This is a genomic window from Streptomyces sp. cg36 (assembly GCF_041080675.1).
Classification (GTDB): Bacteria; Actinomycetota; Actinomycetes; order Streptomycetales; family Streptomycetaceae; genus Streptomyces.
In genome coordinates this window covers 8,565,112-8,589,631 of sequence record NZ_CP163520.1, presented here as the reverse complement: position 1 = coordinate 8,589,631, position 24,520 = coordinate 8,565,112, and the positions used below count along the sequence as shown (strand labels likewise).

Below are 24,520 nucleotides of genomic sequence, written 5' to 3'. Positions count from 1 at the left end.
CACCCATCAGGAGCGCCGCCATGGACCGGTATGACCACGAGTGCGTCATCGAGCGCGTGGGGCGGCGCTCCGGCATGGCCGAGCCGGTGGCGCTGACCGTCCCCGCCGCGCAGCCCGAGCCCGGCTGGAGCGTGTTCCTCCTGCGGAACGGACATGTCACCGATCTCGTCCGGCAGGGCTTCCTCACCAGGGAGTTCGGCACGTTCTACGCCCGCGCCTGCGACATCTGGGGGCACCCCGCGTACCCGCTGCTGCGCCCCAGGGTGATGTACGGCGAGGGCAGCCCCGCCTTCGGTTCGTTCCTGGCCGCCCTGGAGGAGTTCCTGGGGCACGCACCGAACACCCGGCTCCGCTTCGCCTGACGCGATCGGCAACTCCCTCGCCCCGCTCACCCACGCGCAGGGACCCCACCGCGCACCCGCCCCGGGACGGCCGTCCTGCACTCCGACGACCATCACCCCTTCAGCCCGGTAGAGGAGGAATCCGCCGTGTCCCGATCCGCACCGTCCCCGCCGCCCGCGCCGGCCCCCGCGACTGAGGAGGAGCGCCGGTGTGTCGACTGCGGTCTGCCCTGCAACGAGCAGGTCGCTTCCATCCGCCGCCTCAGCGGCGGTGCCCGCGCGGTGTACGCGTGCTCCGTCCACGCCGCCCGCCGCCAGGCCCGCTGACCCGCGCCTTCGCGGCGGGGCCAGCGCGGAGCATAACGGTTGCACCATCCCAAGAATACAGTATTATGGAACATGTCGAGAGGGTGGCTCCCTCCCGGCGCCGCTGAAAGTCCGTCAACCAGCACAAGGAGGCCAGACATGGCCACAGCCACCGCCGACCAGAGGGCCGCGTCCCTCCCCGTCGACGCCGACGAGGAGAACCTGAGTGCCGTCCTGCTCGACCCGAGCCTGATCATGCGGGACGAGTGCAACGCCCGCGAGCACGACACCGAGCCCGACGCCGAGCTGATCAGTTCCGTGAAGGCCGTCGGCGTCCAGGACCCGGTCAGTGTCCGCCCCCTCCCCGATGGCACCTACACCGCGTTCAAGGGCTGGCGGCGCACGCAGGCCGCGCAGGTCGCGAACGCCACCGCCGAGGCGGAGGGCCACCCCCAGCGGCAGATCAAGGCCTACGTCCGCACCGACATGGTGGGCCGCGACGCCTGGACGCGGTTCCTGTCGCTGATCGAGAACCGCCAGCGGCAGGGCATGTCCCCCAAGGACACCCTCAAGGCCGCCGAGCTGTCGCTGCTGGGGATGGACGAGGTCGAACAGACCAGGGCCGCGCGTGCGCTCGGCATCAAGCGCGGCACCGGCAAGCGGCTCGGCCGGGCCCAGCAGCTCGACGACGCCACCTTGCGCCGGGCCTCCGCCTCGGGCATGGACCTGGAGCAGATCGCCCAGCTCGCGGAGGTCGAGGACGTGCCCCGCGCCCAGGACCGCCTGCTGCGTGCACTGGCCCGCGACGAGGCGGAGCAGGGCGGCGGGCGCGGTCACTGGGACCAGGAACTCGCCCTGCTCACAGCCGAGATGGACGACCGCACCACCCGCAAGGAGGCTGTCGCGGCACTGGAGAAGGCGGGCATTGCCCTGCTGCCCACGCCGTCGGCATACGGGGAGAAGGACACCGCCCGGCCTCTGTCGGAGCTCACCTCACCGCTGGGCAGGCCGATGGAAGAGGCCAACCACAAGGGCTGCCCCGGCCACAGCGCCCGCCTCGACGACGAGCACCGGCCCGTCTGGTACTGCGCCGACCCGGCCGGGCACGGGCACAAGGTACGCCCGAAGCCGAAGCCGCAGAAGAGCGCCGAGGACGAGGAGGAGGCGGCCGAGCGGGCCCGCACCACCGCGTGCAACCGTGCCTGGAAGGCCGCCGCAGGCCCCCGCAAGGCGTTCGTCTCCCGCCTGGTGCGCGGCAGCAAGGCCCTGCCGGAAGAAGCCTGGCGGTTCGCCCTCGGGGTGCTGCTTGACCTGCCCCGCTGCTACGGCAAATGGGCACAGCGCCAGGAGAGCGAGGACGTCGCCCAGTTCCTGGGCGTGAAGCTGCCCGAGAGCCCGCTGGAGCAGGTGCGGCTGTCGGAGCACGTCACCCTCTCCAAGGCCCGCACGGCTCACGTGCTGTTCGCGCACGTCGCCGCAGCGTTCGAGCGCGACATGCGTGACCCGAAGGGCTGGAACGACGCCAGCATGCAGGTCCGCTTCCTGTGGGAGGACCCTACGCCCCAGCAGGCTGCCTACCTGCTGCTTCTGGAGAAGCTGGGTCAGGACGACAAGGGCTCCTACCGGCTGTCCGAGGTCGAGGAACAGGCCGTGGCCGCCCACCGGGGCACGGACACCGACGCCCCCGGCGGCGCCTGAGCCTCACGCGCACGGCGGCCGGGCCCCGACAAGGCCTGGCCGCCCCCTTCACGCTGGCACGACCCGACGGAGCCCCCATGTCCACCTCCCCCGACCCTGAAACTAAGCGCGATCAGCCGCTCACTCTGGCCCTCCTGCGCCGCCTCGTCGGCTACGAATGGGCACGTCTTCCGGGAAGCACCCTCGTGGTGCTCTCCGCCGACGCCGAGGGCAACGGCTACTCGCCGTTCAGCACGTGCGCGCGCGCCCGCTATGCCCCCGAGTACGACGGGCTGCACGGCGAGGTCTATCCGCTGGAAAGCGAACTCGCCAACGACCCGGAACTGCGCAGGCTCTTCCCGCAGATCCCCGACAACGCCGTCGCCGCGCTGGTGTTCTACCCGCTCGACTGACCGACGCACACCCGGTGGACGCCACACCCGGCGCCCATCCCCGGCCGCCCTCCGGCAGCCGGTCTCTTCCACCGGGCGCACCCCAGCCCCGGCTCACCCCGCGCAACACCAGAGAGGACCCTGCCATGCCCACTCTTGCCGAGATCCGCGCCCACGTCGCCGCCCTGGACGACGTGAACGCCCTCACCGCCGTCCAGGAGACGGCCGCCGCCCGGCTGGTCGAACTCGACGCCGCCCAGCGCCCGGTCATCCTCCCCGGGCGCACCGCACGGATCGACACCACGATCCGTCCGGCCTGCCTGCGCCGCCTGACCGGCACCGTGGGCCAGCCCAACAGCACCGGCAGCCGCTTCGACTTCGTGCTGGACGAGGACTCCACCGAGCAACTGCGCCGTGACCCGAACAACACCCGCTTCACCGTCCGCGAGGACCAGACGCGCTACCGCATCTCGAAGGTCCCGGCCGCCTGCATCGAGCTCACCAACCCCCCGGCCGACGCGTAGCCCCTCACCGGCCCGGGGCGGCGCTGTCGCCCCGGGCCCTTCACTCAGCCCCCTCCCTCACACCGTGCAAGGAGAACACCCCACATGTCTGACCGACTCGAATGGGCCGACACCGCCAGCGCGGCGCAACTGCTCTACCCCGGCACCGACATCGACGACGCGGTCGTCGAGCCAGGCGAGATCGCCGTCGCAGTGTGGACCGGCAGCAACGGCATCGCCCTGTACGGGGAGCAGCAGCGGCTCGCCGACCGGCTGCAACAGCTCAGCGACGCCGTCCGCACCGCCCCTCCCGTGCTCCAGCAGGCGGCCTGCATCGCGGCCGAGACGGCCTCGCTGCCTGCCAGCGGCGCCGTGTACCTGGAGGCACGGCGGTCCCGGTGCGGCGAGAGCGCCACGGTGGCTGCGGACCCGCGCCAGGCCACCTGTCCGTACTGCATCCAGGCCTACAACACGGACCCTGCGACCCCGGACCACCTGCGTATCCGTCTCAGCCGCCCTGTCCCCGCGCCGCCCGACGCGGACGCCGCGCAGCCAGCACGGCCGGGGGAGCAGTGACCGCGGCGCGTCCCGGTATACCGGTGCGCTGCTGCCACCGGCCGCTGGCCGGCGGCCTGGTCGTGCCCTGGGTGTCGCTGACCCACAACGGACACACCGCGTTCGGCAGCCTCGACGCCAGCCGCATGCGCCATGCCTTCTACCAGCGGCTGTGCCAGATCTGCTCCGGACACCTTGAGGAACGGTTCTTCGTCCTCGTCCGCCCCGCCGACCAGGGACTGGGCTATTCTCCCGAGCCCGCGCTGCACCCCGAGTGTCTGCCGTATGCCGCAGCTCATTGCCCGATGCTGAACGGCACCGCCACGCACTACCGCTCACGGCCCGTGCTCGCCTCGCACCCGGCGGGCCGTCCCTGCACCGACCCATCCTGCGCCTGCCCGGCAACCAGCACCGACGACAGCCACACTGCCCGCAGCGGGCGGCCCGCCGACCGGTACGAGGCCTGGATGATCGACTCCCGGCACTACCAGCTGACGTATCACCAAGGCACATCCGACGTACCGGTCGGGATCAGTCTGCACGTGCCCATCCTGCGCAAGCGCGTCCTGCGTGAGGCCGCTCTGCCCGCCGACCAGGCCGCCGTGCTCGGCCTGCTGCGCAACGCCCTGGGACTGGAACAGCGCTAGCCCTAGCGTCCCGGGCCCCGCCCAGGGCGCCGCCTCCCGCTCCGCGTCCCCGAAGGAAAGCTTCATGAGCACCCCGTAGACCCTGCCGCCCGTTCCCGACGCCCCGGAGACCGCCTGGCATGCCCGGCGCCTCAGCGACACAGTCGTGGAGCGACCGGCCGAGGGGCGGCCGTCGGCGACAACCCTGTTCGCAATCGCTGCCGCCAGCCCGGACCAGGCAGAACTACGTGCCCCGGCATGGATCAACCACAGCTACGAGAACGACCTCCGCCAGGCATGCGCCACTGCCGAGCACCAGGCCGGCCCCCCACCGCTGGCACGTCAGCTTGCTCATTCCCGGCGAGTTCTGAGCCCACGGCAGACGTGCCGCGCGCCCATACGCCATCCACCAACCCGAGAGGAATCTCAGTGTCCACCCCCGAGCCGAAGACCCCCGTCGACCGGAACACTCCCATGGGCAAGACCCTCGTCACCCTGCACCAACAGCTGATCGATCTGGAGGAGCGCACAGGCGAGTGGCCCGGCGCGGCGGTCGCGGACATCCTCGGCGGCTGGCTGGAGCATCTCGACTTCGCGACCCCGCCACCGGCCCTCACGCGCATTCCGCCCCGCGCGCCGGGCCGCGTCTGGCTGCTGCGCCGCTGGGACAGCGACGAGGACCGGGTGCTGCCGTTCACCGACGAGGGCCTCGCTCGCGCCGAGCTCGCACGGCACGTACGCGCACACTGGACCAACCTCCGCAGCCACGAGGACATCCCGCCCCACCCGCCCGCCGATGACCGCGAGGCAGTGGAGCTGTACTACGGACACGACTGCGACCGCTTCTCCGACGAGGGCTTCTCCCTCCACCGCGCCACCGTCCAAGGGCCTCGCCTGGGCCGTCTTGTGCCCCTCACCTTCGCGTTCCCCGCGCCCGACGCGTGCGAGCAGGCGAACCGCAGCACCGTCTTCCACCCGCAGAGCGACGAGAACGACCTCCCGTGGAGCGAGGTCGACGGCATCCTGGTGTTCGCGTACCTCGACCCCGAGCTCGGGGCCGTGCAGGTCTCCGTCCACCTCGACACCGCAAGCGACCGGCTCGTGCGACCCGACGGCACGGTGCCCCTGCGCGTGACCGTCCAGGACGCCGTCGTACTCGACGACAGCGGCACCGAAGGCGCACCACGAGAGGCCGTCCTGGACCAATTGCTCAGCGCGGCGGACGCCGGGAGCAGGCAGGCCATCCGCGCGGCCGCCCTGGCCGCAGGACTCCTGTGGAACTGCCCGGCCTGCCACGGGGACAACCCGGCATCGGCGGCCTGCTGCGAGGGCCCCGGCCCGTGCCGCAAGCCCAGGCCGACCGCAGGCGACCCGGCCGCGCGGGCTGGGGCGAAGGCGTCGCGCACGAGCAGCTGAGCGCGGCCAGCGGGACTGGGGGCGGGTGCCTGTCCGGACGGAAAGCGGGATGACAACACTCCCCCTTTACGGTATTATGGAACTTGCTTCGATGGCTTCCGGGCAGCCCCGCCGTCCGCTGCATCCAGGAGGATCCCCATGAGCGGAGAGACCAGCGCCGTCATCCGCGGCCGCGTAGCCGGAATCGTGCAGCTGCGCCACACCGAACGCGGCACACCCGCCGCCCGGTTCACCGTCCTCCAGGTCCCGCGCACCTACGACCGCGCACGTGGCCAGTGGCACGACAGCGAACCGGTCCCGGTCATCTGCACCGTCCTGGGACCCGTCGCCCGGCACGTCGCCGAATGCCTCACCGACGCCGTGCACGTTATCGCCACCGGCAGCCTCGCCCTGCGCGCCAACGTGCTCCACCTCGATGCCGCCCAGGTCGGCGTGGACCTCGCCTACCACGTCGCCTACATCGACGACACCCTGCCCGCCGTCCTCGCCGGACACGCCCCCGACCCGCGCACCGCACCCGCACCCAGTCCCCGTGCCGACCCCGCCCGCCCCACCCCCGCAGTCCGGCAGGCCCCCGTCCCCGCCCCGGCCGCAGCGGCTCGAGCCGACTGGTGGGACACCGCGCCACCCGCGCCCTGGTACGCCGTCGTTTCCAACGGCCCCACCGGGCACTGACCGCCCCCGCCAGCCACCCACCGCACGCGCACCCCCGGCCTGCCCACCGGCCGCAGCCCTTGACGGAGGTTCACCATGCCCAGCCCAGACCTGAGCGAACGCGCCGCCCGCGCCGCGCTCGCCGCCCATTTCCCTCCCGCCCAGCTCGCCGAGGAGCTCTCAGAGTTCCCTGTGCAGGAGGTCTGGAGGCGGCGCCTATCCCTCGACAGCAGCGGCCGTCTTGCCCGCTACAGCCCGGCGGGCAGCCTCCAGGACGCGTCCGGCCGGTTCCTCATCCCCTCCGACGAGGCATGGCCAGCCGCACTGGCCGACCTCGGCCCCCACGGCCCACTGGGTGTGTGGGTCTGTGGAGCAGACCAGTTGCCCCAGCTGAGCGCGAGCGCCGTCGCGGTGACGGGCAGCCGCAACGCCGCCCGGCAGGCCGTCGCCCGGGCCCACTCCTTCGCCGCCGCTGTCGCCGCAGCTGGTCACACCGTCACCGCGACGCTGGCCCACGGCATCGACTCCGCCGCCCACCAGGCCGCCGCACGCGCCGGGCAGGCGTCCCTGGCCGTCCTGCCCTGCGGGCTCGACCGGGCCCACCCCGAAGCCCAAGCAACGCTGCTGCGGTCCATCCCCGCCTCGGGCGGCGCCGTTCTCAGCCTCTACCCGCCCGGCACCCCGGCCAGCGGCCTGACCCTCCAGGCCAGCGCCCGACTGCTCGCCGCCCTCTCCCGCGCACTGATCGTCATCAAGGTCCTGGACGACTGCGAGCCAGCCATGCTCACCGCCACGGTCGCTGTCCGCCTGCGCCGGCTCCTGCTGCTGCCCTCACCCACAGACGCGCGGGCGGACCCGACCGACTGGCTGCTGACCACACAGCAGGCCGTCCCCGTCACCGACCCCCAAGCCGCTCTCGCCCTGCTCTGAACCCCGGCCACCGGGCCGTACCCCGCCTCTGCCGACGGGGTACGGCCCGGGGAGAGGGACCCACCCATGCCCGCGCACGTGGACTTCTTCGCTGCGGTCGTCACGGCCTACCCCGACGACGACGAGCAGGCCCCGCTGCTCCCGGACCCCTCGCTCGCGCGGGTGGCCCGCGCCGGTGACGTCGCCGACGGCGACCTGATCCTGGCCGCGCTCACCCCGCACGGAGCGGACTACTTCAACCAGCCCTACACCGCCCACCCCGAGCCCTACAACCCCCGCTGCCTCTGTGGAGTGTGCTGCGAACTCTCCGACGAACCCGGTCCCGTGGTCGTGCTCTCCAACGGTCATCCCTGGCAGTCCTGCGACCCGTGGCCCGTCGACGACCTGATCCTCATCATCCCCGCCCAGACCCTGCCCGTCCCGGCCATGAAGGAGTGAGCCCGCGCCATGTCCCGTACCGCGTACAGCCCGTTTCTGCCCGGCCTGACCACCGGGGACGATGACGATCTGGACACCGTCGTCAACTGGGGCCTGGGCGCCGACTCCACCGCCTACATCGCCCGGATGCTCACCGACCCCGCAGCCCATGGCATCGACCTCCAGCGCACCGCCGTCCTCTACATGGCCACCGGCAGCGAGTGGCCCGAAACTCGCCTGCTGTGTACCCAGTTCATGCTTCCGCTGCTGCGTCGGCACCGCGTGCGGTTCGTCCAGCTGGCCCGCAACGGGCACCTCAAGGCGGACGGGATCACCGTGCTGGACGACTCCCGCCACCCTGAGCAGCTCCACGCCCGCGGGCCCTGGACTCTGTGGGAGGAGATGGAGTCCGTCGGCACCGTGCCCCAGCAGGCCGGAGTGCGCAAGTGCAGCCTCCGCGCCAAGGGCGAAGTCGGTGACCTATGGCTCGGCCACGTCTTCGGCGGCCGCCCGTTCCGGCAGATCCTCGGCTTCAACGCCGACGAGCCTGCCCGCCCCCTGGCGGACGCCGCCCATGCGAAGGTCCCGGGCCGCACCGGGGTGTTCCCGCTGATCGAGTGGGGCTGGGGCCGGCGCGAGGTCGAGGGCTACCTCCAGGAGCGGTTCGGCGTGCACTGGCCCAAGTCGTACTGCACCTTCTGCTGTTTCCCCGTCTCCATGGGCGCGCTCCCCGCCCACCTGGAGCGCATGCGCTCCCACCCGGACATCGCAGGCGAGGTGCTGCGCCTGGAATACACCGCGATGAGCCTCAACCCCCACGCCAAGCTCTACGGCCGCCGAAGCCTCCTGGAGCTGCTCGAACCCTCCCAGCCCCGGGACCGGGCGTGCCTACAGGCGCTCGCGCGTGAACTCGACATCCCGTGGGCGCTCTACCGCGTACGCCGCCTGTTCCTGCTGACCGCCGACGGCCGACGCCGCCCCGTGATGCGCTCCACCGAACACCTCGCCACCGGCCGCCCCCAGCCGCTGGCGATGCGGCTGACCTCCCTCGCCCAGCGGCACCGCATCAACGTCGAGCACGACCCGGACTACGGGCGCGCCCGCGCCTGGATCCGCCCCCGCCAAGGCGGCTGGCCGATGGCCGAGGAACTGCTCTGCACCGCCCCGGCCCTGGTGACCGACAAACAGGACAGCAGCTTCGAACTGGCGTGGGACGCCCTGGTCCCGGGCTCCGGCGCGCAGCTCCCCCTCATCTGAACCACCCACCTTCCCCCGTGAAAGGCAGGGCACCCGTGCGCGCACCAGTGATCGTCTTCCCGGTTCCTCCTCTGCTCCGCCGTGCTGTACCTGGCCACGCCCTGCGGTCCTGACGTCCGGGCCGCCATGCAAGCCGGTCTCCTGGGCTGCATGACGACCCCGGCCCAGGGCAACGTCATCCCGCCCGCCACGCTGTACGCCTGCGACAACGGGAAGTTCGGCAAGGGCTGGCCCGGCACCGATGCCTGGTTCGCCTGGCTGAGGTCGACGCTCGACCGCTACGGCCGGGATCTCTGCCGGTGGGCCCTCGCCCCCGACGTCCCGATGGACGCCGCGGCCACGCTTGCCGAGTCGCTGCCCTGCCTCGAGCGGATCCGCTCCCTGGACGTGCCGGCCGCCTTCGCCGCCCAGGACGGCAGCGAAGAAGACGGCCTCATCCCGTGGGGCTCCTTCGACGTGCTGTTCCTGGCGGGCTCCACCACGTGGAAGACCTCCCCGGCCGCCCACCGCCTCGCCCTGGAGGCCCGCGAGCGCGCCCTGCCCGTCCACATGGGCCGCGTCAACTCCCGCCGGCGCCTGCGCATCGCCCAGGCATTCGGCTGCACCAGCGCCGACGGCACCTGCCTCGCCTTCGGCCCCGACACCAACCTCCCCCGCCTCCTGGCCTGGATGAACGAACTCCACACCACCCCCACCCTGTTCGGAGACGAAACATGACGACCTGGCTCCGCCACATCGGCGCCTCGATCATGGGCATCCTCGACCCCGTCCCCTCCACCGCCCCCTCCCCCATGCCCCCGCAGGAAGGCGCCTGGGTCCGCGCCAACGCCTGGACCACAGCCCTGCGCAAGATCGACGCCGCCTACCCGCACGGCTTCCACCGCTGGTGCTCCTGCGAGGCCGGCACCTGCCACCCCTGCCGCACCGGCCACCACGACCAGTGCATCAGCGCACACGGCCCCCGCACCGACGACCACGCCGGCACCCTCACCGACCGCGGCGGCTTCGTCCTCGCCCTCATCCACCACCGCCCCCACCAACAGCCCTGCCGCTGGACCTGCCCCTGCACCCACACGGCCGCTCCCCACAAAGGCGCCGCCACCGAAACGGCCATGCCCAAGCCTCGGCCCGACCGCCCGGCCCGGCCCGCGCCCGCGTCTGCTCCCCCTGCGGCAGGCCAGCTGTCGCTCTTCGACAGCGGCCAGGACCAGCAGCAGGAGGCGCCGTGACATCCCCCGCTCAGCACCCGCTGCCGTTGCGGGACCTGCCGGAGATCGTGCACGTGTCGCCCTGGTGCCAGCGCTGGCGTGAAGGCACGCACTCCTGGCGGCATGCGCACGACGGCGGGTTCACCGCCGACCATTTCGACGTAGCCCCGCTCGACGAGACGCAGGCCGCGCACTTTGTGCGCACCCACCACTACTCCGCCAGCTACCCGGCCGCGACACGGCGACTGGCCCTGTACGAGACATCCTCGGGTGCGCGGCGGCTGTGCGGGGTCGCTGTGTTCGGGGTCCCGGCCAGCCCAGCCGTGCTGACCAAGCCCCTGCCACAGCTGCGCCCATACCACGAGTCCGTGCTCTGCTCGCGGTTCGTTCTCCTGGACGAGTGCCCCGGCAACGCCGAGTCGTTCCTCGCCCGCTGCTTCGACGCCCTGCTCCAGAGCGGGGTACGCGGCGTGGTCACCTTCGCCGACCCCGTACCGCGCCGGAGCGCCGCGGGCGCCCTGGTGATGCCCGGCCACGTCGGGACGATCTACGCAGCGACCAACGCCGTGTACGCCGGACGGGCCACAGCCCGCACGGTGAAGCTCCTGCCGGACGGCACCGTCTTCCACGAACGTACGGCTCAAAAGATCCGGCGCCAGGAGCAGGGCTGCGCGTACGCGGCAGCCCAGCTCATCGCGCTGGGCGCTCCCCGGCCGCGGCCCGGCTGCGACCCGGCGGTGTGGCTGCGCGATGCCTTGGCCGCAGTCGGCGCCCGCACCCTCCGCCACCGCGGTGCGCACCGCTTCGTCTACCGGCTCGGCCGCACCCGCCGCGAGCGAAAAGAGATCGAACTGGGCCTTCCCGTGCGGTGGCCCTACCCCAAACGGCGCGACGCCGAGCCCTCACCGCCCTGAGCCCGTACCCCGGCTCAACAGTCCGCGCGGGCCCACACGCCGTCCGGCACGACCCCTGCCCCGCCCACTCCTGCGACTCCCTGGAGCTGACATGCCTTCCCGTACGCCCCGCCGCTCGTCCGGCACGCCCGACCTGACCTCCTATGATCTTCTCGCGCCCCAGCTGTCCGGCGGCAAGGACAGCGCGGTCACGATGGCCGTGTTCATGCAATCCGCCCGCGACGCCGGTGTGGAAGAGCGGGTGTTCTCCTACCACTCCAGCCTCGGTGTGCTGGAGTGGCCCGCCGTCGTGTTCGACGGCACCCGCTACCCGGGCGTGTCCGAGCTCGCCGCGCTGCGGAGTGCTGCGTTCGGGGTGCCGCCCGAGCGGCATATCGAGGTCACCCGCACCCTGCCCGGCCCGGACGGCACCCGCATGCCGCACAGTCTGCTGACCGAGATCGCGGCGTACGGGCGCTTCCCGCGCATGGGCAGCCCCTACTGCCGCAAGGCGGCGAAGGAGAGCGTGGTCTCCAGCGCCTGGACCCCGATCGTCCGCCGACTGGGGCGCGAGCTGGGCCGGCCGGTGCGAATCCTGAAGGTCATGGGCCTGCGCAGTGACGAGGGAACCGAACGCAGGAAGCGGCCGGCCTTTCGAACCGTGCAGGCCAACAGCGCGCGGACCGTCGATGAGTGGCTCCCTATCAAGGACTGGCCGACCGACGCCGTCAAGGAGTGGCACACCGGCGCCCCCGTGCCCTACAGCTGGACCGACGACTCGGCACCCGGCGCCGGTGACTGGGCCGGCACCTCCCGCTGCTCCTGCTCGCTGTGCGTCTTCGCCTCCAAGCGCGACCTGCTCCTCTCCATCCGTCGCCGGCCGCGCCTGGCCGACCTGTACGCCGAAGTCGAACAGGTACGGGGCGACAGCTTCCGGCCCGACTGGCGCATCACCGACCTGATCCGGCATGCCGGACAGTGCGGTGCGCCCGACCCGGGCGTCATCTGCCCGGACGACGGACCGGAGTTCACCACTCTCGTCAACCAGGTACGGGCGGCGCTGCAGAAGGAGCCGCGCAAGGAACCACAGCTCGCCCGCGAGAACAGGCGCGCGCTGTGCGACGGCTGTACCGCCCACCACTGATGTCCGCACCGTGCACCAGGTTCAGCTACTGCACCAGACGCGGCTATCGTGAAGATAGGGAGGGGACTATGGAGACGAACACCACCGCCCTGCTGCTGGATCTCGCTGCCCGGGCCCAGCGCGTGGGCAACCCGGACACGCTGCGCGCGTTGCTGCGCGCGGGCCACCGGGCCTGGTGCGCCGGCCTCGCCGATGTCCAAACCGGTGTTACCCGACAGAGCGCCTCCGTGTCCGACGCCGAGCTGGCCCGCCGGTGCGCCGCCGCAGGCACAGGGTTGTGGGAGACGGACATGACCCGCGAAGAGACGCTCTCCGCGCTCTCATTCGCAACCTGGGATGCCACTCCGGCCGCCCTCGCCTACACGGAGCTCGAAGAGCGCGCCGCGCTCTTCGGAGTCAGTCTCGTCGGCGAGGAAATTCTGTAACTGGTCCCGCGCTGAGCTGGACACGAAACACCAACTTTGGCATTATCGAACCTGTTGCGCTCGACCGGGCGCCGGCACCACCCGATCCTTGCTAAAAGGGGCCCCATGTCTCCCGCCGAGCAGCTCGTGGACACCGCGCAGATCGTGTCCGAGTTCGGCACGAGCAAGTCCCGGATCAGCGAGTGGAGTAACAACCCGGACAGCGGCTTCCCTGCGTTCGCGCACAGCGAGGGCCGCAAGAAGTTCTGGCACCACGCCGAGGTCGCTGCGTTCTTCGCCCAGCGCGCCCCGAAGAAGCGCGCCCTGCCCACCGCGGTCCTCGAAGCCGACCAGGACGAGCTGCTGACCAAGCGCGAGGTGGCCGCAGTCCTGGGCTACACCCGCACCTCCACCATCGACGCCTACTTCCGCGACCGGCCCGGCTACTTCCCCGAGCCCGACGAAGACATCGACACCCCGCTGTGGCGCCGCGGCACGATCGTCGCCTGGGCCACCAGCCGCCCGGGCAAGGGCCGGCGCGGCCCCGCCCCCGCCGCCGCCCTGCCCTACGTGCCCGTTGAGGGAGACCCCGACGAACTCCTCGGCACGGCCGAGGTCGCCAGCCTCCTCGGCTACGGCAGCGCCGCCTCCTTCTCCAGTGCCCTCTCCCAGGGGCGCATCCCCCAGCTGCCGGAGCCGGACACCCTGCAGCGGGAGGAAGGCCGACGCGGCGGGGCCCGCAAGAAGTGGCGCAGGTCCACCGTCCTGGCCGCCGCCCGCGAACGCGGCGTCCTGCCCCAGGTCGGCCGGGACGAGAACGAGGACCTGGCCGGCGCCGCCGAAGCCGCCCGCATCCTCGGCTACAGCAACGCCGACAGTTTCCTCAGCGCGCTCGCCCACGGTCTCCTGCCCGACCTCGAGCAGCCCGACGGATTCGAGTACCGGCGCGGCAGCGCAGGCCGCCCGCGCCAGCAGCGCTGGAGACGCACCCGCCTCGAGGAACTGGCCGAACGCCGCTCCTCGGCTTCCTGACCGCACCGCCCCTCCCCGCGGCCCGGCCCGGGATACGGTAAGACCGCGGCCTCTGGCTAGAGGGAACGACGAACTCCCGGCGGGCCAGGGACCGCACGATGGCCGGTACGGAGCGGCTAGCCACCACTCCCCCGCGAAGCCCCACGGCTTCGCGGAACCGGCCATCTCTACGCACCCCGCTGACCGTGAGCTCGGCGCGGAGGATGGAGCATGGGTTTCCGACCGGTTGAGCGCGTCTCGGGGTGCTTCAGCAGTCGCTGTCTGCCGAGGAGATCGAAGCGGTCTGCTGGCGGGCCTTCGGCGGCGAGGCGACGCCCGTGTCTGCTGTCGAGCCGGGGACGGGCATGTACAACAACGTCGACCGCGTCAAGCTGGCGAGGCGTGACCGCGATATGCATCTACGGCCCCGCGATCAGCCAGAGGATCAGGCAAGCGTCCAAGTTCTGCACGTATCGGTACACAACGCTGATGCCGCGCCCGCCGGTCTGCTCAGGCACCAGCTCGATGACGTATGACTCGCTGTGTGGGTCGGTGTCGGGAAGGCCGCGGGTGTGCTCGGGGTCGGGGTCGTCTTCGAGCGCGCGGCGTACGGATTCGACAGCGGCCTGCTCAGTCCGGCTGAGCTCGGCACGGATCTTCTCGGCGGCGTCGGAGTAGAACGCGTGGGTCACCGGGCGTCGCCGGCCTCGCGCAGCTTGCTGCGGAGTTCGTTCTCGACGTCGTCGGTCGAGCGGGCGAGCGCAGCCATGCCCTGGGCGTCGTAGCGGAGCAGGACCCTGTGCCGGTACGCCTGGGTGATCTCCCGGACCTTGGTGAGGTCGTCGAGATCGGTGGCGTCGAGCTCCTCCTCGAATGCGTCGCGGTCTCCGGGGAAGCCCCCTGCCGCCAGCGCCGCGCGCAGCTCGGCGAAGGTGCCCATGGGCGGGGTGAAGCCGGGCCGGTGGTCGGGCTGTGCTGTCACGATGACCTCCTCGTCGCTCCTACCGACGCTACCCGTCTATCTCCCGGCGGCGGTACGGCCCGGGGGAATTCATAGGCCCCGGAAACCGCGGGCTCCCTTTCCAAGAAGGTGTCCAGATTGCGCACGCAAGGGGGCGCCCGCGATTCTTCTGGCCGTTCCGTCCTCGCACCAGCAGCGGTGTACGCCATCACGTTGATGTACACCGAGGGCCGGCGGGCGGCCTGCGCCCGCTGCGCGACCCGTGTCGTTGACCTCGACGATGCCGCCGGTAGCAACGATTGATCCAGCGGGGGCCTCCAAGCCGACTGGCTTGGAGGCCCCCGGTCCGCGCCCCAGGCGCGGGTCACCGGGTCAGGCGCAGGTTCCAGCCGCTGATGGCCTGGCTGTCTTCGTCGCGGATGAGGGCCGGGGTGTAGGTCTCGGGGGCCGGGCGCCCCGCGCTTTCCCATCCCTCCAGCCAGCCGCGTAGCACGGCGAGGGACGGGGAGTCGGGGGCGTCGGCGATGATCGTGGCGTCCTGCTGGAGCACGGCGGCCGTGGTCGGGGTGGAGTGCCCGATTGCCCACAGGTCGGGGCTGAGCCCGGCCATGGTCAGCTGCGGGCCGCCGGTGGCGGCCGCGTAGGTCCGCCAGGAGGGCCAGTCGGCTTCGGGCCCGTCGTACGGCTCGGTGTGCGCGTTCTTGAGCAGCAGTTTGAGGGCAGTGCGGGCGCCGGTGTGCCGCCAGTTGTCGCGCTCGCGCCAGGCGATGGAGATCCAGGACGGGGCGGGGATGCGGTTCTCCCAGTCCACCCAGCGGCCCGGCAGATCGAGGTTGTCCTTGGGTGAGGTGGTGGCCTCGATGTAGCCGCCGGTGAACACGGCCTCCACCACAGGCTGCCCGCCGATGACACGGATCTTGGCGACCACCGTCATGTTGGGCACGGCGGCGATCGGCAGCGGGGCGACGATCAGTCCGCCGTCGACCGTCTGGTCCACCCAGGTCTTGGGCAGCAGTGGCGGGGTGCACCAGGCCACCATCCGGTCGTACGGGGCCCGTTCGGGGAAGCCGACAGTGCCGTCGGCGGTGAAGCAGCGGATGTTGGCCAGGCCGCGCTCGAAGTGGATGAGGTTGGCCCACACACTCAGGTAGCGGTCGATGTCGAGGCTGGTCACCGTGCCGCTTGGGCCGACAAGCTCGGCCAGTAGGCCGCCGGAGTAGCCCGAGCCGGTGCCGAACTCCGCGACGTTCATCCCCGGCCGGACATCGAGGGTGGTCAGCTCGCGGTGGATTACGACGGGGTTGGAGCGGTGCACTGTGGCGCCGCGGCCTTCATGGTGGGTGTAGTGGCGCTCGGGGACGGTCTCGGCGGCCAGCGGGACGGCGGTCACGGCTTTACTCCTTGGGGTGCGGTGGTGGCACTCGTGTTCTTCAACTGCTCCGGGCGGGTGAGGGACACGCACCCGGCGGGCGCCGGACCGGTCAGATCGTCAGGGCGCTGTGGTGGTGCCACCCTGCCGCGGTGTATTCGCCGACCGGGTCTCCGGCGGGCAGTTCGGTCCAGGCGTGGTACTCGGTGGGAGGCGGCGCGAAGCGGGCGCCCAGGCACCAGTTGAGGCGGCGGCCGAGCAGGGCCGCAGCCAGGACCGCGCCGAGCGAGGTCTCCATGCAGGCGGCTCTGCCGGGCCACCAGCGGGCGGTGTGCCGTACGGCGGCGACCAGCGCTTGGGCCCGCTCGTGGGTGAGTGGGCGGCGCCCGATGCGCCGGGCGAGGCGGGCGGTGCCGACGGTGTATCGGAAGGGCAGGTGGAGCAGCGCCAGGGCGAGCGCGAGGCCGGTCGCAGCGGCGAGCCGCTCGCGATACGCGCCAGTGCGGACGGTGGAGTACGCCTCCATACTGGTCACCTTCGCCACCTCCGGCGCGGCCGCTGTGCCGGTTCTGGCCCGTCGTGGGCGAGGCTCTGGGCGATGAGCGCGTCCGCGACGGTGCGGACGTCGGCGGTGGCCTGCTTGCAGGGAATGCCGTACCGCTCGGCGAAGCGGTCGGCGGCCTGCTGCTCGCTGGTGGAGGCGAGCAGGAGCATTACCGCGGCCGAGGCGGTCGGGGTGAGGTAGGACCAGCGGCCGGTGCGCTCGTTGAGGATCGCACCGCCCTCTTCGGTGAGAACCGGATGAGCCCCGTCACGCAGCCTCCACATGCGGGTTCACCTCTTCCCACCACGTTGTGGGCGTGTCGGCGAGCTGGCGCAGCCACACCTCGGCGGCCACCGCCAGGTGCAGGGCGCCCTGGGCGGTTGGTTGCCCGGCCGTGGCCCGCGCGAGAACCTGCGCGACGGGCTGCTGGGTGACCAGCCCGAGGGCGGCCAGCCGTGACGACGGGCCGAGCAAGGCGGTCAGGACCGGGGCGTGTTCCCGCAAGCCGGCGTAGGCGAGGGCGTTGAAGCCGCCCTTCGTGGTGCGGGCCAGGACGAAGCCGGGCAGTACGCCGCTGGCCTCGAACGCCGCCTCCAGTAGCGGCTTGTACTGCCCGGGCGCCCCACGCTGGTCGGCGCTGACCTCGAGGCAGGCCCGGATCACCTCGTTGTCCAGGAACGGCGCGGCCAGGTCGATGCCGTACTCGGCGTGCGCGAGCGCACGCCATCCGGTTGTGTTCGCGCCGACCCGGGCCAGGTCCTGGCGGTCGGACCAGTCTGCCAGCCGGGCCGGAGGGTCGGTCAGCGCAGCCGCCGCCCGGTCGACGGCGTCGGCGAGAGCGGCGCGGACATCGCGGGTCATCCAGTCCGCTGAGGCCAGCAACGGCGTCCAGGCGAGTGGGCGCTGGGCCTGGGGAATCCAGTCCCGGGCGGGCTGTCGCAGGTCGGCGGCCGTCTGCCACCATGCCTCGGCCAGGGCGACCTTGGATGCGGGCCGGGCGCGGGCGAGGACGGCGAAGGCAGAGGTGCGCCGCAGCCGGGCGTGGGCGAGGGCATGCTGCCAGGCCCGGCGGTGGCGCCGCTCGCGCAGCAGATCCGCCAGGTAGGACGAGGGGGCGGACAGGACGGCGTCCCCGGCCGCGCCGGTGAAGTGCACCCCCGGGACTGGGGTGTTCGCGGCGACGGTGTCCAGGACGGCTCGCTTGATGGAGGCGGTGACCACGTAGGCGTTCGGGGCGTCGGTCAGCGGCGATGCCGCCGGGTCGTCCAGCCCGGCGTAGTACACGGTGCCTACCGCGCCGGGAACCGTGTGGTGGGCCAGGCCCGGTATGGCTTGATTGGTGCGGGCCGCGAACGTGAGGTCGTCGTCACGCAGCCGTTGGTCGGCGAACGTCACCGCGGTCACTCTGCCGCGCTGGGCAGCCAGGCAGGCGAGTGTGGTGGAGTCCAGTCCTGCGAGATCCGCGCTGACGGGACGGCCGTCGATCCGGGCGGCGACCGCCTCGGTGAGCGCGGCGCGCACCACCGGGGCCTGTTGGCGCAGCTCGACGGGTGCGTACGCGACCGGCTCATACCGTTCGACCGTTGCCCCTTTCGGGCTGACGAGCAGTAGATGCCCGCCCGGCACCCGCTGCACGTCGCGGAACAGGCTCCGCGTGGCGAGCACGTCGGGTTGCCCGAAGGCCAGATGGGCGGCGAGCGCGGCGGCATCGACGGGCGCCCCGTCCAGCGCCGCGAGCGCGGAAGCTGCACTCGCCCACCAGGTGCCAGTTGCCTCGTTGCGGTGGTACACCGGATGCTGCCCGGCAAGATCGCCGATCACGGCCAGCGTGGGGCCGCTGCGGGCGATGACGAGGTACGAGCCGGGCCAGCGGGTCAGCGCCCGCCACCCTTTGGCCCGCACGAGACCCAGCGCTTGATGGAGCTGGGTCTCGTCGGCGCCGCACTCTCCGATCACCGCCAGCGCCACCGGGCCGTCGCCGGTGGCGCGGACCCGGGCCGCGGGCCACCCGCTGGTCCATGTCGTGTCCAGGCCGGGTACCGCCCGGCCGGCGGCGGGCCGCCGTTCGGGCCCGGTGCCGCCGTACCATCCTGCACTCCACCGCATCGCTGCCCTCGTCTCCCGTGCGTGGTCTGTGTGAGAAGGCGAAGGCGCCGGTCCCCTTGTCTTCCGTGCCGAAGGCAAGGAACGGGCAGGACCAGCGCCTCCTGGTGCCGGGGCGGTTCGAGGACCTCCTCTCCCGTCTCCGGCGGATCGCGGGTCAGGCGTTCTTGTACTCGGTGTCGTCGGCGGTGTCGAAGCTGTTGGTGCCCAGCGTCACCGCGGTGACCTCACCGGCGTCCAGCACGACGGGCGCCTGGTAGACCTCGTTGGTGGTGTGCTCCATGAGCGTGGCCTCCATTTCTCGCATCCCCGCCCGCCCGGGATGGGCGGACGTTGGACGGTGGTGCCGTATCCGGACAGGGAGTTGAACGGGTCCGGCTGAGGCAAGCAAACCTCTGTCAGGGACCGTGACGGAATGGTGAACTGAGGTCACGCAGCAGTTCACTCATGCACTCAACCGGCATCCGGGGCAGGGACTTTGATGGACACCCACCACGACGACATCACCGTCGAGCAGGCCATCGAGTACTTCGCGGCGGAGGTCGCCTACTGGCGGGAGGTGAGGGGGCTGGCCAAGAACGCGCTCGCCGCCGCCATGGGCTACACCCCCTCCTACGTCAGCCACATGGAGGCCGGGCGGACCAAGCCGTCCGAGGACTTCGCCCGCCGCGCGGACGAGACGCTGAAGGCGGGCAAGGCGATCTGGAAACGCTGGTGCGAGTACGAGACGGCAAAGGCCCGCGCCCACCAGCCCGCAGTCCTGCCGGTGCCGCACCGGCCCGAGCAGCCGTACGCCACGGGCTCCGCGCTGGTGGTCGAGCACGACACGGCCCGCCTGGACTACGACGGAGCGATGTACCGGCTCACCATGCGCCGCCTGCTGCGCAACACCGGCATCGAGCCGGTCACCCGCTATCTGATCCGGATCTCCGTCGACCGCTACCCGGGCGAGCCGGAGCGCTCCAACGCCCACTACCGCGAGAACCCTCTGCGGTGGGAAGAGCTGGCCCTGACCGCGTCGTGCCGGGGCGAGGTGATGGCGTGGGAGACCAAGCACGACCGCGACGCGTTCAAGGAGATCTGGCTCCTGTTCGACAACGAGCAGGGCCGCTTCCCCCTCTACCCCGGCGAGTCGGTGTGGATCGAGTACGCATACTCGGTCAGCGATTACAAGTGGGGGCGGTGGTTCCAGCGCGCGGTGCGCCTGCCCACCGAGCACCTGGAAGTCACCCTCGCCTTCCCCGTCGCGCTCGACCCGATGGTGTGGGGCACCGAGACCTCCATGACCGCCGAGCAGATCCCGCTGCGGACTGCCCCCAACCGCCTGGACGACGGGCCCACCCGCATCTTCTCCTGGTCCACCTCAACGCCCGCCCTCCACGCCCGCTACCGTCTGGAATGGAAGTTCCGGGCCAGGCCCGAACCCGACAACAACCAGGGAGAGTTGCGGTGATCGAGGTGCAGCCCAGCCAGCGCATGCGAGACCTCGGAGTCGTCCAGCACGGCGCCGGCATCCTCGCCGAGTCCGCAGGCGCCTTCGATCTGCCCGCCGACTGCAGCGCTGCGACACGGATCGTCGAGAAGTTGGCCGACGCCATGGACCGCATCGCCCAGGCACACGACTTCAGCGGCAAGGGCATGGGGCTGGCGGCCCCGCAAATCGGCATCGCCCGCGCGGCCGCCGCCGTACGACCCGCCCCGGGAGGCGCGGAGCCGATCGTACTCCTCAACCCCTGCATCATCGCGGCCTCCGAGGAGATGGACGAGCAGTACGAGGGCTGCCTGTCCTTCTTCGATGTTCGGGGCATGGTCCCCCGCCCACTGCGGATCACCGTGGAATCCACCGCGCTCGACGGTGCCATCGTCACCACGGTGTACGAGCGCGGGCTCGCCCGGCTCATCCACCACGAGATCGACCACCTCGACGGACTCCTCTACACCGCGAGGATGCGCACTGGCGTCCAGCCGATCCCGGTCGAGGAGTACCGCCAGACGGGCCGCGCCTGGGCCTACGAACAGTAGGCATCAGCCGTCGAACTAATCTCCAGGACGGGGAGCAAAGGCCATGACGGCCCGCCCCGGTACCTCGTCCTCCGGCTCCGGGTCCTCCAGTTCCATCCCCGAAGGAGCCCGGCTCGCCGGAGCCCGGAGTGGCGGAGTCGGGCCGAGACGGACGCCGCCCTTCGTCCGGTGGACGGCGGGAATCACTTGCTCCCTTTCTCGCGCGCAGTCGCCGAGTCCCTGCCCCACAGGCCCTGCCGCCGTGGCCGTGGGGCTTCCCCTTCACCCCACAGAAGGCGTCCCCCCTGCCAGGTCTCCTGCGGCGCCCGGCTCGGACTGCCCCGCTGGGTGCTGACGGAGGACGTCGAGCCCTCACCACCGTTCGCGCCAGACAACGCGCGCTCCTGATCCTCTCCGGCGGCAACCATGCCACCGCCGGGTACCAGGCCCGCCAGTGCCTCGCGGCCCTGCCTGCTCCGGTCCCGGGCCATCGCCGCAACGCGTCTTGCCCACGCCCGGCTCGCCCAGGGCGCCGCAGATACAGCCACCGCGATCGCGATGAAGGTTCCTGCTGGCGGCGCTATCCACCACATCCGGGGCCTCGGGCTGAAGCGCCCAGCGTCTATCGTCTGTGCCAGCCCTCGCCAGCATGGAGCGCGCGGGCCAGGCCCGGCGCCCAGCGCTCTGGGGGCAGTACCGCCGGGCCGCCCCTCTCTTCCTGTGTCCGGAGCCCCCGCTATCGGGCGGGCGGGGTGAACACGTCAGGTGGCATCCGCGGAGTTGATCGGGAGCAGCAGGCCGGTGCCGGGCCACAAGGGGGATCCTGCTTCGGCCCAGGCCAGGTGCCGGCCGATCCCGGCGAGGACCGCGATCCGGTCGGCTGGCCCGTATGCGTGATGTGCCCCGGACGTGGGGTCGACGGTGCGGATCTCGCTGTGCGGGCTGGCGCACATAAGGGCGCGGGCGGTGTCCGGCAGGCCGAGGCTGAGGGCGTCGCAGTCGTGGTCGCGGATGAGCTGGAGCAGGTCGTTGGTGGTTGCCTCCCAGTCTGCGACCTCCGGCCAGCGAGCTCCGCCGTCCAGTTCGTGGGTGAGGGTGGACAGCGGCACGATCTCGCCCGGCCGCCGGCCGCCGGCCGTCGACGAGGAGCTTGTGGATGCGGGCGCCGTCGGGCTGCCGTACGCGGGGGTGGAGCAGCGAGGCTGCAGCCACGACGGTGGTGTTGATCTCCTGGGCGCCGACCGGGTAGTAGGGCTCGTGGGCGAACAGGAGATAGAGGCCCAAGGCGGGTACGGAGAGGCGCGGTTCGGGCTGGTTCACGAGGAGGTTCCCTTCTGCAGCGGTGGGTTCGGTGCGCGGCGGGCTGCCGGGGCGGTCGTCGGCCGGGGGCAGGCGGAGACAGCCCCCGGGGGCCGATGCCTGGTTCGTGCCTGCTGTGCCGTGCGCTCAAGGATCTGTGCGGCCTGGTGGGCGAGTTGGAGCATCAGCCGTTCTCGGGCGATGAGGCCGGCTGAGACCGAACGGGTGTCCCGGTTCTGGAGAAGACCGGCGGCGTCCCACATCACGCCCTGTCCGATCTCGGCCGAGCGGCGCAGCTCGTGGCGGCTGCTGCCGTCGGCGGCCTGGATGAGCGAGGTCTGCAGAGTGGCGAGGCGCTGGAGGTAGCGGCAGGCGGCGTCGCCTTCGACCATGCGGACGTGTTCGCGGGCCTTCGCGTCCAGCCGGTCCGGGAGGTGCGCGGCAAGGAGCGGGGCCAGGAGCATCGCCGGTAGAACGACGTCGAGGGGCGCTCCGCGGCGAAGGGCGAACAGGCCGGTGAGCAGGCTGATGAGGGCGATGGCGGCCGGGGTGAACCGGAGTGATCCGGGACCGGAGGCCACGGCGATGCGCTGGGCGGGGCGCCGGGTCAGCCAGCGCGGCGCCAGGCGCTGCACGCGGGTGGCGGCCGGGGTGAGCACTCCGATCTGGTGAGGGATCTGGGGCGGGCTGCCATCGCCTGGGACGGTCCAGGCGAGCCAGCCCCAGGGGGTGCGTTCGTGGACGAGGACGGGTTCGCACGCAGCGGAACAGGTGTGGTCACGGACGTGGCCGGTCCGCACGGCGCGGGCGTGTTCTCTCTGCCAGCGCCCTGGATCACGGGCAAAGGGGCGCTCGTGGTGCGCGGCCGCGGTGGGCGGCGGGGTGTGGGGTGTGTCCGTCACGGGGTGCTTCCTTCCAGCGGATGATCGGTCAGGTTCAAGGCGCACGTGGTGCAGCGGCCGTCGCCGTCGGGGTGGGCGCGGCGGGGTGTGGGGCCCTGGCAGGTGCGGCAGAGCGGCCAGCCGAGACAGGCTGGGCAGAGGTCCTTGCCGGGGGCGGTCCCGGGATTGCCGCAGCCGGCGCATTCGGCGAGGGCCCGGTACGTCAGAGCCTCGTTCACCGTGCGCGCGGCAGAGTTGGTCATCGGCTGCGGCGGCAGGGCGTCCTGCTCGGGCTGGTCGTGGTCGCTGGCCGCGCTGGCGGGCGGCGGGTAGGCCTGGGCGGCGCGCAGGCGGGCGGCGATGATGGCGGCGACCGTATGGCGTACCGGGTGGGGCAGGGGGCGGGCAGCGATGACGTGACGCAGCTGGTCGCGGCTCCAGCCGGATTCCAGCATCACGGTCACGACGCGGCCTTGGTCGGTGAGCGGCTTGCCGGTCAGCAGCAGCTCGGGGCGGGCCGCCCCGAGTTCGAGCAGCAGCTGGATCCCTGGGGGCATGTCATCCGCCGCGGGCGGGGGCATCGGCGTGTCCGGCCGGTCCGTCCGTCCCGGTGCACGCGACGCTTCGCTGCGGCACGGACGGAGGGGTCTGGTGTTCCGCTTGGTGGTGTTCTTCCTGTTGGTGTTCTTAGTGGACCGATCAGCCCACGTAGGGTCATCCACTGGTGGAAAACCCGACTCTGGTTGTGACCTGCTGCTTTGCAGAGCGGGCAGGTCGGTGATGAAGTACGCCGCCGCGCCGAGGGTGCCGTCGGGGCCGCGGTCGCGTGCGCGCACCAGGAAGCCGTGCCTCTCCAGCTCCTTCAGTCCGCTCTTGACGGCTGCGTCGCCGTCGCGGCCACGGCGGGCGAGGTCGGTGACGGTCATCCGCCAGCCGTCGCGGTGTGTGGAGAGCAGTCCGAACAGGCCTTTGGCTTTGAAGGACAACTGTGCGTCGCGGAAGAGCCTGTTGGCGATCTGGGTGAACTGATCAGCCGCCATCACCCCCCGGCGGATCCCCGCCGGGAGGCCGTCGGGGTGCTCACTCTCGGGGGCCGAGGCCGCCATGTCGGCTTCGATCAGCGCCGGGGCCGCACAGGCCGGGCAGTCGGTAATGCAGTAGACGGCCTCGCCCAAGGTGCCGTCCGGGCGGCGCAGGCGTTCACGGATCAGGTAGCCGTGTGCCTCGAGTTCCTGCAGACCGGTCCGTACCGCTTCCCGTCCGTCCGGGCCCAGGCGGGTGAGGTCGACGACCGTTGTCTGCCAACCGTTCCGGTGCGTGCTGACGTACCCGAAGATCCCCTTCGCTTTGCAGGAGAGCCTGGTGTCGCGGAAGAGCCCGTTGGCGATCTGGGTGAACTGATCAGCGGCCATCACCCCCCGGCGGACGCCTGCCCCGAAGCGGCTCACCGCCGTGCCTCCGAAGCGGGCTGGGTGCAGTGTCCAGGGCAGCGCACGCGGCCCGCCGGCGTGGGACGGCCGTCGGGCCTGGGGGCGGGGGCGTGCGTGGGTTCCATGCCGTCAGCTCACCCGCCGGCCCCGACCATGCTGGCGGCCACGAACCCCGACCATCGGTCACGATCAGGCAAC

General features: G+C 71.9%; 30 protein-coding genes. 20 read left to right on the top strand and 10 right to left on the bottom strand.

Features of this window, described 5'->3' with window-relative positions; all coding sequences use genetic code 11:
* Positions 1–20: 20 nt before the first annotated feature.
* The 18 genes from AB5J87_RS37865 to AB5J87_RS37780 all read left to right on the top strand — a co-directional run bounded on the left by AB5J87_RS37865 (position 21) and on the right by AB5J87_RS37780 (position 13,755).
* Entirely contained in the window at positions 21–362 is a 342-nt protein-coding gene (locus AB5J87_RS37865; RefSeq protein ID WP_369383301.1) for a hypothetical protein, read from the top strand.
* Between the two features lie 126 nt (positions 363–488).
* Positions 489–668, top strand: a complete 180-nt coding sequence (locus AB5J87_RS37860; RefSeq protein ID WP_369383300.1) for a hypothetical protein — start codon at positions 489–491, stop codon at positions 666–668.
* 138 nt (positions 669–806) lie between these two features.
* Complete coding sequence (locus AB5J87_RS37855) at positions 807–2,345, top strand: ParB/RepB/Spo0J family partition protein (RefSeq protein ID WP_369383299.1); 1,539 nt, start codon at positions 807–809, stop codon at positions 2,343–2,345.
* Between the two features lie 77 nt (positions 2,346–2,422).
* A complete protein-coding gene (locus AB5J87_RS37850; RefSeq protein WP_369383297.1) occupies positions 2,423–2,737 on the top strand; it encodes a hypothetical protein in 315 nt (104 codons plus the stop codon).
* A gap of 125 nt (positions 2,738–2,862) precedes the next feature.
* Complete coding sequence (locus AB5J87_RS37845; RefSeq protein ID WP_369383296.1) at positions 2,863–3,240, top strand: hypothetical protein; 378 nt, start codon at positions 2,863–2,865, stop codon at positions 3,238–3,240.
* Positions 3,241–3,324: 84 nt separating this feature from the next.
* Positions 3,325–3,795: a hypothetical protein gene (locus AB5J87_RS37840; protein WP_369383295.1), complete on the top strand. Its 471-nt coding sequence runs from the start codon at positions 3,325–3,327 to the stop codon at positions 3,793–3,795.
* Positions 3,792–4,421 carry a cell envelope biogenesis protein OmpA gene (locus AB5J87_RS37835; protein ID WP_369383293.1) on the top strand — a complete coding sequence of 210 codons (630 nt, stop codon included), beginning with the start codon at positions 3,792–3,794 and terminating at the stop codon, positions 4,419–4,421. The genes AB5J87_RS37840 and AB5J87_RS37835 overlap by 4 nt, the downstream gene beginning before the upstream one ends.
* A 408-nt stretch (positions 4,422–4,829) precedes the next feature.
* On the top strand, positions 4,830–5,816 hold the full coding sequence (locus AB5J87_RS37830; RefSeq protein ID WP_369383292.1) for a hypothetical protein: 987 nt from the start codon (positions 4,830–4,832) through the stop codon (positions 5,814–5,816).
* Between the two features lie 138 nt (positions 5,817–5,954).
* Positions 5,955–6,491, top strand: a complete 537-nt coding sequence (locus tag AB5J87_RS37825; RefSeq protein ID WP_369383291.1) for a single-stranded DNA-binding protein — start codon at positions 5,955–5,957, stop codon at positions 6,489–6,491.
* A gap of 75 nt (positions 6,492–6,566) precedes the next feature.
* Entirely contained in the window at positions 6,567–7,400 is an 834-nt protein-coding gene (locus AB5J87_RS37820; RefSeq protein ID WP_369383290.1) for a DNA-processing protein DprA, read from the top strand.
* A gap of 66 nt (positions 7,401–7,466) precedes the next feature.
* Complete coding sequence (locus AB5J87_RS37815) at positions 7,467–7,838, top strand: hypothetical protein (RefSeq protein ID WP_369383289.1); 372 nt, start codon at positions 7,467–7,469, stop codon at positions 7,836–7,838.
* Between the two features lie 9 nt (positions 7,839–7,847).
* Positions 7,848–9,074 (top strand): hypothetical protein, encoded by a 1,227-nt coding sequence (locus tag AB5J87_RS37810; RefSeq protein WP_369383288.1) that lies wholly within the window; start codon positions 7,848–7,850, stop codon positions 9,072–9,074.
* Between the two features lie 150 nt (positions 9,075–9,224).
* Complete coding sequence (locus AB5J87_RS37805) at positions 9,225–9,791, top strand: hypothetical protein (RefSeq protein ID WP_369383287.1); 567 nt, start codon at positions 9,225–9,227, stop codon at positions 9,789–9,791.
* Entirely contained in the window at positions 9,788–10,303 is a 516-nt protein-coding gene (locus tag AB5J87_RS37800; RefSeq protein ID WP_369383286.1) for a DUF6248 family natural product biosynthesis protein, read from the top strand. Before AB5J87_RS37805 ends, AB5J87_RS37800 begins: the two co-directional genes overlap by 4 nt.
* Positions 10,300–11,196, top strand: a complete 897-nt coding sequence (locus AB5J87_RS37795) for a hypothetical protein (RefSeq protein WP_369383285.1) — start codon at positions 10,300–10,302, stop codon at positions 11,194–11,196. Before AB5J87_RS37800 ends, AB5J87_RS37795 begins: the two co-directional genes overlap by 4 nt.
* Before the next feature lie 91 nt (positions 11,197–11,287).
* Complete coding sequence (locus AB5J87_RS37790) at positions 11,288–12,319, top strand: phosphoadenosine phosphosulfate reductase (RefSeq protein WP_369383284.1); 1,032 nt, start codon at positions 11,288–11,290, stop codon at positions 12,317–12,319.
* Between the two features lie 68 nt (positions 12,320–12,387).
* A complete protein-coding gene (locus AB5J87_RS37785) occupies positions 12,388–12,744 on the top strand; it encodes a hypothetical protein (protein ID WP_369383283.1) in 357 nt (118 codons plus the stop codon).
* A gap of 105 nt (positions 12,745–12,849) precedes the next feature.
* Complete coding sequence (locus tag AB5J87_RS37780) at positions 12,850–13,755, top strand: hypothetical protein (protein WP_369383282.1); 906 nt, start codon at positions 12,850–12,852, stop codon at positions 13,753–13,755.
* Positions 13,756–14,153: 398 nt separating this feature from the next.
* Here the strand turns inward: AB5J87_RS37780 and AB5J87_RS37775 are convergent, their stop codons facing one another.
* The 7 genes from AB5J87_RS37775 to AB5J87_RS37745 form a co-directional block, all read right to left on the bottom strand.
* A complete protein-coding gene (locus AB5J87_RS37775) occupies positions 14,154–14,426 on the bottom strand; it encodes a hypothetical protein (protein WP_369383281.1) in 273 nt (90 codons plus the stop codon).
* On the bottom strand, positions 14,423–14,716 hold the full coding sequence (locus AB5J87_RS37770) for a hypothetical protein (RefSeq protein ID WP_369383280.1): 294 nt from the start codon (positions 14,714–14,716) through the stop codon (positions 14,423–14,425). Before AB5J87_RS37770 ends, AB5J87_RS37775 begins: the two co-directional genes overlap by 4 nt.
* A gap of 343 nt (positions 14,717–15,059) precedes the next feature.
* Positions 15,060–16,085 (bottom strand): protein-L-isoaspartate O-methyltransferase, encoded by a 1,026-nt coding sequence (locus AB5J87_RS37765; protein WP_369383279.1) that lies wholly within the window; start codon positions 16,083–16,085, stop codon positions 15,060–15,062.
* A 91-nt stretch (positions 16,086–16,176) separates the two neighbouring features.
* Complete coding sequence (locus tag AB5J87_RS37760; protein WP_369383771.1) at positions 16,177–16,590, bottom strand: lasso peptide biosynthesis B2 protein; 414 nt, start codon at positions 16,588–16,590, stop codon at positions 16,177–16,179.
* A 5-nt stretch (positions 16,591–16,595) separates the two neighbouring features.
* Positions 16,596–16,892, bottom strand: coding sequence for a PqqD family protein (locus AB5J87_RS37755; RefSeq protein ID WP_369383278.1), 297 nt, complete (start codon positions 16,890–16,892; stop codon positions 16,596–16,598).
* Positions 16,876–18,714: an albusnodin/ikarugamycin family macrolactam cyclase gene (locus tag AB5J87_RS37750; protein ID WP_369383277.1), complete on the bottom strand. Its 1,839-nt coding sequence runs from the start codon at positions 18,712–18,714 to the stop codon at positions 16,876–16,878. The genes AB5J87_RS37755 and AB5J87_RS37750 overlap by 17 nt, the downstream gene beginning before the upstream one ends.
* 154 nt (positions 18,715–18,868) lie before the next feature.
* Positions 18,869–19,009, bottom strand: a complete 141-nt coding sequence (locus tag AB5J87_RS37745; RefSeq protein ID WP_369383276.1) for a lasso RiPP family leader peptide-containing protein — start codon at positions 19,007–19,009, stop codon at positions 18,869–18,871.
* A 183-nt stretch (positions 19,010–19,192) separates the two neighbouring features.
* On the opposite strand from AB5J87_RS37745, the gene AB5J87_RS37740 reads away from it, so the two are divergent.
* Together AB5J87_RS37740 and AB5J87_RS37735 are read left to right on the top strand one after the other, a co-directional pair.
* The gene (locus AB5J87_RS37740) at positions 19,193–20,164 is read left to right on the top strand and encodes a helix-turn-helix domain-containing protein (protein WP_369383275.1); all 972 of its coding nucleotides are present in this window, start codon (positions 19,193–19,195) and stop codon (positions 20,162–20,164) included.
* On the top strand, positions 20,161–20,733 hold the full coding sequence (locus AB5J87_RS37735; RefSeq protein ID WP_369383274.1) for a peptide deformylase: 573 nt from the start codon (positions 20,161–20,163) through the stop codon (positions 20,731–20,733). The genes AB5J87_RS37740 and AB5J87_RS37735 overlap by 4 nt, the downstream gene beginning before the upstream one ends.
* A 740-nt stretch (positions 20,734–21,473) precedes the next feature.
* Here the strand turns inward: AB5J87_RS37735 and AB5J87_RS37730 are convergent.
* The 3 genes from AB5J87_RS37730 to AB5J87_RS37720 form a co-directional block, all read right to left on the bottom strand.
* On the bottom strand, positions 21,474–21,821 hold the full coding sequence (locus AB5J87_RS37730; protein WP_369383273.1) for a hypothetical protein: 348 nt from the start codon (positions 21,819–21,821) through the stop codon (positions 21,474–21,476).
* Between the two features lie 207 nt (positions 21,822–22,028).
* Positions 22,029–22,913, bottom strand: a complete 885-nt coding sequence (locus AB5J87_RS37725) for a hypothetical protein (protein WP_369383272.1) — start codon at positions 22,911–22,913, stop codon at positions 22,029–22,031.
* A complete protein-coding gene (locus AB5J87_RS37720; protein WP_369383271.1) occupies positions 22,910–24,340 on the bottom strand; it encodes a hypothetical protein in 1,431 nt (476 codons plus the stop codon). The genes AB5J87_RS37725 and AB5J87_RS37720 overlap by 4 nt, the downstream gene beginning before the upstream one ends.
* Positions 24,341–24,520 lie beyond the last annotated feature (180 nt).